The sequence below is a fragment of the uncultured Mycobacterium sp. genome (genome assembly GCF_964249325.1).
GTDB lineage: Bacteria > Actinomycetota > Actinomycetes > Mycobacteriales > Mycobacteriaceae > Mycobacterium.
Genome location: NZ_CAXUCH010000052.1, coordinates 17,560 through 23,560, shown reverse-complemented (window position 1 = coordinate 23,560; position 6,001 = coordinate 17,560). Strand labels below are relative to the sequence as shown.

9 protein-coding genes, 2 tRNA genes and 1 pseudogene (1 of these 12 cut by a window edge) are annotated in these 6,001 nt (G+C 62.5%); 9 read left to right on the top strand and 3 right to left on the bottom strand.

From position 1 onward, the window contains the following. Positions 1-440, bottom strand: a 440-nt coding sequence (locus tag ACFE99_RS09470; protein ID WP_375484581.1) for an aminotransferase class I/II-fold pyridoxal phosphate-dependent enzyme, incomplete at its 3' end; no start/stop codon positions are given. Between the two features lie 130 nt (positions 441-570). On the opposite strand from ACFE99_RS09470, the gene ACFE99_RS09465 reads away from it, so the two are divergent. Further along, positions 571-659, top strand: a tRNA-Ser gene (locus ACFE99_RS09465). 41 nt (positions 660-700) lie between these two features. After that, positions 701-773, top strand: a tRNA-Arg gene (locus tag ACFE99_RS09460). A gap of 174 nt (positions 774-947) precedes the next feature. Here the strand turns inward: ACFE99_RS09460 and ACFE99_RS09455 are convergent. Beyond that, positions 948-1,325: an SgcJ/EcaC family oxidoreductase gene (locus ACFE99_RS09455; RefSeq protein ID WP_375484579.1), complete on the bottom strand. Its 378-nt coding sequence runs from the start codon at positions 1,323-1,325 to the stop codon at positions 948-950. A 67-nt stretch (positions 1,326-1,392) separates the two neighbouring features. Then, complete coding sequence (locus tag ACFE99_RS09450) at positions 1,393-2,391, bottom strand: phosphotransferase family protein (protein ID WP_375484587.1); 999 nt, start codon at positions 2,389-2,391, stop codon at positions 1,393-1,395. Between the two features lie 103 nt (positions 2,392-2,494). Between ACFE99_RS09450 and ACFE99_RS09445 the strand changes: the two genes are divergently transcribed. From ACFE99_RS09445 to ACFE99_RS09415, 7 genes and pseudogenes are all read left to right on the top strand, one after another. Beyond that, a complete protein-coding gene (locus tag ACFE99_RS09445; protein WP_375484577.1) occupies positions 2,495-2,881 on the top strand; it encodes a nuclear transport factor 2 family protein in 387 nt (128 codons plus the stop codon). Between the two features lie 4 nt (positions 2,882-2,885). Then, positions 2,886-3,299 carry an MmcQ/YjbR family DNA-binding protein gene (locus tag ACFE99_RS09440; RefSeq protein WP_375484575.1) on the top strand — a complete coding sequence of 138 codons (414 nt, stop codon included), beginning with the start codon at positions 2,886-2,888 and terminating at the stop codon, positions 3,297-3,299. Between the two features lie 82 nt (positions 3,300-3,381). Continuing rightward, entirely contained in the window at positions 3,382-4,305 is a 924-nt protein-coding gene (locus ACFE99_RS09435) for a class I SAM-dependent methyltransferase (RefSeq protein WP_375484573.1), read from the top strand. A 274-nt stretch (positions 4,306-4,579) separates the two neighbouring features. Then, positions 4,580-4,831: a hypothetical protein gene (locus tag ACFE99_RS09430; protein WP_375484571.1), complete on the top strand. Its 252-nt coding sequence runs from the start codon at positions 4,580-4,582 to the stop codon at positions 4,829-4,831. Beyond that, positions 4,828-4,986 carry a DUF6131 family protein gene (locus ACFE99_RS09425; protein ID WP_375484569.1) on the top strand — a complete coding sequence of 53 codons (159 nt, stop codon included), beginning with the start codon at positions 4,828-4,830 and terminating at the stop codon, positions 4,984-4,986. Before ACFE99_RS09430 ends, ACFE99_RS09425 begins: the two co-directional genes overlap by 4 nt. Before the next feature lie 82 nt (positions 4,987-5,068). Continuing rightward, a complete protein-coding gene (locus ACFE99_RS09420; protein WP_375484567.1) occupies positions 5,069-5,224 on the top strand; it encodes a DUF6131 family protein in 156 nt (51 codons plus the stop codon). Positions 5,225-5,385: 161 nt separating this feature from the next. Further along, positions 5,386-6,001 (top strand): annotated as a pseudogene (locus ACFE99_RS09415) (response regulator transcription factor); it runs 89 nt beyond the window's last position.

Genomic DNA, 6,001 nt, shown 5'->3' with positions numbered 1-6,001 from the left:
GCGGCGAGCATGGCGTGCAGATCGAAGGTGTGGTCAGTCCGCGGCACCTGGATTGGGGTGGCGCCAGCCACCTGCACTTGTATCGGGTAGAGCTCGAAGCTGCGCCAGCCATATAGCACCTCGTCACCCGGCGACGCGGTGATCTGGATCAACTGCTGGCACAGGCTTACTGAACCGCAACCCACAGCGACGTGCTCGGGAGCCCAACCCGTCGTGCCGGTGAGCGAGTCGAGGTGTCTGGCCAGCGCCGATTTCAGCTCCGTGCAGGCGGTGTCCGGGTAGCGGTTGACGATGTCGGTGGCTTTTTCGATGGCCGCCCGAACGCTGGGCAACGGCCCGAACACGGTCTCGTTGCTGGCCAGCTTGATAGCCCGATGCACCGTTTTGCCCGGCACATATGCTGGAAGGCCCGCCAGCTCGGGGCGGAGGCGGGCGGTCACGTCGACAGCATATGTCGACGCGGTACGCGGTATGCCGCGGCGGTTCAGGAGCTAACAGGCTGGCCCTTTGCGCCGCGGGACGGTCGGCATTGTCGTCGGGCGGCTTTCAGGTACCCTCAGAAAGTCCAAGGGAGGCGTGCCAGAGCGGCCGAATGGGACTCACTGCTAATGAGTTGTCCTCTTAAACGGGGACCGGAGGTTCAAATCCTCTCGCCTCCGCCGCGGGCTGACCCTTCAGCCACCGAGATAACTGAACACAGGCGCCCGTAGCTCAACGGATAGAGCATCTGACTACGGATCAGAAGGTTGGGGGTTCGAATCCCTTCGGGCGCGCTCATGCGCGGGCACAAAGACGTCCACATCAATCACTGCACTCTCCGGGGGTTGGGGTATTCGTTGCACATCGTCTACGGATCAGACGCTGTAGGCGATGTGATTGCCGCACCAAGGCGCCGCTTGTGCGGCCTTCTCCGACGCATCCGGTTCCCTCAGTTGGTTTCACGATCCTCACCCAGCCCCACCTAGCCTTGCGGAGTCGAAGTAGTCGCGCCAAGCCGTGATCTTCCCGTCGTGCACCTCGAAAACGCCGACGACCGGCAAGGTGATCGTTCGCTGGTCGCCCACAAAGTGATCGACGCGCTCGACCATCACGATCGCGCCTTCGGCGACGATGTGGCCAACGTCCACCCGCACCTGTCCACCCATGGTCATGAAGCTGGCTAAGGTCGCTTCGATAGCTTTCCGGCCGTCGACCGGCTCCATGGGGATGTTGTGGTAGACGGCGTCGTCGCTGAAGAAAGATGCAACTCGAGCGGCATCCCTATCCGGCCACGCCGAGACGAACGCCGCGACGAACTCCTCGACTGTCTCCTTCGGTGTTGTCACCGGAGTTGCTCCTCTCTCCCGCCAAGCCCGTCGCGGGCGGCTGACGTCACGGTGTCTGCACCAGCAATCAGCTTTGTCCCTGCAAGAGCATCAGCGCGCGCTCGAACAACCACACCGCCGCTGCGTGCAGCTGGTCACCGACCTCTTTGGGAGCCTTGCCCGCATACGCGCGAGCCAGCGTGCCCTCGATCACGATGCCGAGCTTGAAGCAGGCCAACACGGTGTACCAGGTGACGTGCGACAGGTCGCGGGTGGTGTTGGCGGCGTAGCGCTCCAGCAAGTCGTCGGTGCTGGCGAGCCCACCCTTCTCGGTGAGCGTATGACTGAATACGCTCGACCCGTCGGACTGGCGCCAGGTGGCCAGCAGCCACCCCAGATCCAGCAGCGGGTCGCCGATCGTGGACATCTCCCAGTCGACAATTGCGACGACCTCCGGGCCGGTGCGCGAGAACATCACGTTGGCGGCGTGGTAATCGCCATGCAGGATGCCCGGGGACCATGACGACGGCCGGTGTTGTTCGAGCCATTTGGCGACGTCGTTGACGCCGGGAAGGTCGGGGCCGGGATAGTTCTCGAATTCGCGATACGACTCCAGTTCCGAAAGCCAGCGCGGCACTTGGCGTTCCAGAAAACCCTCTGGCTTGCCGAAGTCGGCCAGTCCAACCGCGATGTGGTCGACAGCGCCGAGCTTGGCCAGCGCGTCGGCCATCGACAGCCCCATCTGGTAGCGCACATCCGCATCGCTGGCGTGCAGCTGCGGTAGCTCTTGGCCGGCGTTGAACCCGTCGACCGGCTCCATCAGGTAGAACACCGCATCACCAAGGACCGAGGTGTCGTCGCAGGTGGCGATCAGGTGTGGATGCGGCACCTCGGTGTCGGCGAGCGCGGCCAGCACCCGAGTCTCACGCAGGATGACAGTGTTGCTGCGTGGGCGCAGGTGCTGCGGGCCGCGCCGCAGCACGAACTCCCGCCCCGATTGGCGAAACCGCAGCATGATGTTCTGTATCCCGCCGCTGATCTCGATGCCGGCCTCCAGCGGCCCCTCGCCTAAGCCCTGCTTCGACATCCATTCCGCTACCGCTTTCAGGTCCACGCCGCAGAAGCTACGCCAGCACGAACGCCGCTAGTCCAGCCAGGTACCCAGCCGGACAGTCTGCGAGGATCGCGGTATGACACCACCTGTGATCCAACGTTGGATCGACATGATCGAAAACCGCCGCACCGACGAACTCGACGCGCTGCTCGCCGACAATGCGGTGTTTTTCTCGCCCGCGGTGTTCACTCCACAGGAAGGCCGCGCGAAAACGGCCGCCTATCTCAAGGCGGCCGCAAAGCTACTGGGCGGCAATGGTTTTCACTACGTCGAACAGTGGTACAAGGAGCAATCGGCCATCCTTGAGTTCGAGGCCACCGTCGACGGCATCTACGTCAACGGCATCGACGTCATCCATTGGAACGACGAGCAGCAGATCGTGTCGTTCAAGGTGATGCTGCGACCGCTCAAGGCACTGCAGACCATCATCCCGGCTATGGCCGAGCTTCTCCAGCAGTCCTAAGCCCATGGCGGAGCGTCCAGCACGTCTCAGCGACGTTCACCAGATCGCCGCGGCAATGCCGCATACCCGGCGCATCGAAGGACCAAAAGGCAACGCGATTTACCAGGTTGGCGGCAAGTCGTTTGTGTTCTTCCGCACCCCGCAGCCCGACGCCGTAGACCCCGAGACCGGTGAGCGCTATTCCGACGTGATCATGCTGTGGGTGGAATCCGAGAGCGACAAGCTGGCACTGGTGCAGGATCCCGATACACCGTTCTTCACCACCGACCGGTTCGACGGTCATCCGTCGGTCCTGGTGCGGGCCAGCCGGTTAGCCGAAATCAGCCGAACCGAGCTGGCTGAGCTCATCCAGGACGCGTGGCTGTCACGGGCGTCGAAACGGCGCGCGGCCGAGTGGCTGGCCGCACATCAGCCATAGACCTACGCACAGTGACGGTTCAGCTGGCGTTCAGGACGCAAGGGTACTGTCCGGAACTGCTGGCAGATGGGAGGGCATCGCAATGCCGCGAACCGACAACGACTCGTGGGACATAACCGAAAGCGTGGGAGCGACAGCGTTGGGTGTCGCCGCGGCGCGGGCGGCAGAGACCGAGAGCGACGACCCGCTGATCAATGATCCGTTCGCGCGAATGTTCGTCGACGCCGCCGGCCAAGGGATTTGGAGTCTGTACTCGAGTCTTCCGGTCGACGCGGAACCCGATGTGCGGGCATGGTTGCAGGCGATGACCGACTTCATGGCTGTTCGCACAGCGTTTTTCGATGAGTTCTTCCTCCATGCCGCGCAGACCGGAGTTCGGCAGATGGTGATTCTCGCGGCGGGCCTGGATGCGCGCGCCTGGCGACTGCGCTGGCCGGACGGAGTGACGGTTTATGAGCTGGATCAGCCGAAAGTGCTGGAATTCAAATCGACGACGCTGCAGCGGCACGGCGTTGCGCCAGCAGCTCGCCAGGTGAGTGTCCCCGTCGATCTTCGGCAGGATTGGCCAACAGATTTGCGGCAGGCCGGATTCGACGAATCCCAGCCAAGCGCGTGGTTGGCCGAGGGACTGCTGCGTTACCTGCCCGCGTCGGCTCAGGATGTGCTGATCGAACGTGTCCATGCGCTAAGCCCCGCTGGCAGCTGGTTGGCCGTCAACGCGCCCGCCGGGGATTTCCTCGCTCCTGAACGCTTAGCACGCCAGCGGCAGCGAACCCAGCGCCTGCGGGCCGCGGCCGCACGTCTGACGGACACCGAGATACCGGACGTGGATGAGCTGTGGTACGCCGAGGAACGCACCGACGTCGCCGACTGGCTGCGCCGGCACGGCTGGGATGCGTCTTCAGTGACCATGACGCAGATGCTGGCCCGCTATGGTCGCAGCATTCCTGATGAGCAATCCTTGCCGCCAACGGTTTTCGTTTCCGCTCAGCGGGTGGCCGACTAACCGGCTAGCTGCAGTCGCCCGGTACGTCCGAGAGGATTCCTTCGCGAACACAGCGTTTTTCAACGATAGTGCTGTATTCCGACGTCGCTACTTGTAGCAGAAGTCAGCAGTGCAGGCGGTGTCGTTAGCTCGTTACAAGCGGCTAGCAGGAATCGCCGCATGACCGTGGGATCCTGCCGACAGCGAGCTTTTTGAGCTCAGATTGTGATGTTTGGCGGTTTGCTGCGGGGGTACGCTATTTTGACAGATTCGGCTGAACACTGCGGAGGTCATCATGCGGTACGGCGGAATTATCGGCGTGGTTGTGCTGGTGTGGCTGTTGATCGGGGTGCTCGCAGCGTGGCAACGCGATTACTTCAAGGGAGGCGACACAAGCTGCGCGACCGCGGGAAACGTGGCGCTCACTGTGGTTGCAGGTCCGTTGAACTACGCCGGTGTCAATCCGAAAGTCAACTGTAATTTGCCGCAACCGAGTTCGATGCGCGGAATCGACATCGGACACGTGATTGGAATGGAGTCGTCGTGATCGCCCTCGGTGTCATTTTGATCATTCTTGGGATAGTTTTCAAAACTGTTCACTGGTTGTTCGTACTGGGCATCGTCTTGCTGGTAATCGGAGCTGTGTTCTGGGCGCTGGGGGCGGTGGGACGTCCGGTGGCCGGCAGACGCTACTGGTATTAACCCCGAAGGTCACTTAGCCTTCGTCAGAGTCCAGTTCGATGCAGACAGTCGACATCGAACCCCTCACTGAAATGGAGCCGTGATGATTGTTCTCGGAGTGATCCTTCTCATCCTCGGGTTTATCTTCAAAATCTCCATATTGTGGACGATCGGCATCATCTTGCTGGTCATCGGCGCCATCCTCTGGATCCTGGGCGCGGTCGGACGGCCGGTGGCGGGCAGACGCTATTGGTACTAGCGGCGCCGAGGCGCGCTGCCGCTACGTGGGGCTGATTCGCGCGCTCGTGTCGCACGGCTGTTCTCACAGCTAACCCATAGGATTGGCACAGCATCGGCTCATTCCTGTCCGGAGAGTGGGAAGCTGTGACGCAATCCAACACCTCGGCCGAGCGTGTGGTGATGCGCCGTGCGGACGGCGATCCGATCAGCGTGCTGGTGGTCGACGACGAAGCCGTTCTCGCCGAAATGGTGTCGATGGCACTGCGGTATGAGGGGTGGGAAGTCACCACCGCCGGCGACGGGTCGTCGGCAATGACCGTCGCCCGCAGCCATCGGCCCGACGTCGTGGTTCTCGATGTGATGCTGCCGGACATGAGCGGTTTGGATGTGCTGCGCAAACTGCGTGAACAGAATCCGCAGCTGCCGGTGCTGCTATTGACGGCGAAAGACGCGGTGGAAGACCGCATTGCCGGGCTGACCGCCGGCGGCGACGACTACGTGACCAAACCGTTCAGCATCGAAGAAGTCGTGCTGCGGCTACGTGCCTTGTTGCGCCGCACCGGGGTGACGAGGGTGGACAGCGGGGCGCAGATTGTGGTCGGCGACTTGGTGCTCGACGAGGACAGCCACGAGGTCACTCGCGGCGGCGATCCGATTGCGCTGACGTCCACCGAGTTCGAGCTGTTGCGGTTCATGATGCGCAACGCCAAGCGGGTGCTGAGCAAGGCGCAAATCCTGGACCGGGTGTGGAGTTACGACTTCGGCGGCCGCTCCAACATCGTCGAGCTCTACATCT

Bases quoted from the DNA above. Each gene is read 5' to 3' on its own strand.
- ACFE99_RS09450 (WP_375484587.1), bottom strand. From the start codon at position 2,391: ATGTCGAAGCAGGGCTTAGGCGAGGGGCCGCTGGAGGCCGGCATCGAG.
- ACFE99_RS09445 (WP_375484577.1), top strand. From the start codon at position 2,495: ATGACACCACCTGTGATCCAACGTTGGATCGACATGATCGAAAACCGC.
- ACFE99_RS09440 (WP_375484575.1), top strand. From the start codon at position 2,886: ATGGCGGAGCGTCCAGCACGTCTCAGCGACGTTCACCAGATCGCCGCG.
- ACFE99_RS09435 (WP_375484573.1), top strand. From the start codon at position 3,382: ATGCCGCGAACCGACAACGACTCGTGGGACATAACCGAAAGCGTGGGA.
- ACFE99_RS09430 (WP_375484571.1), top strand. From the start codon at position 4,580: ATGCGGTACGGCGGAATTATCGGCGTGGTTGTGCTGGTGTGGCTGTTG.
- ACFE99_RS09420 (WP_375484567.1), top strand. From the start codon at position 5,069: ATGATTGTTCTCGGAGTGATCCTTCTCATCCTCGGGTTTATCTTCAAA.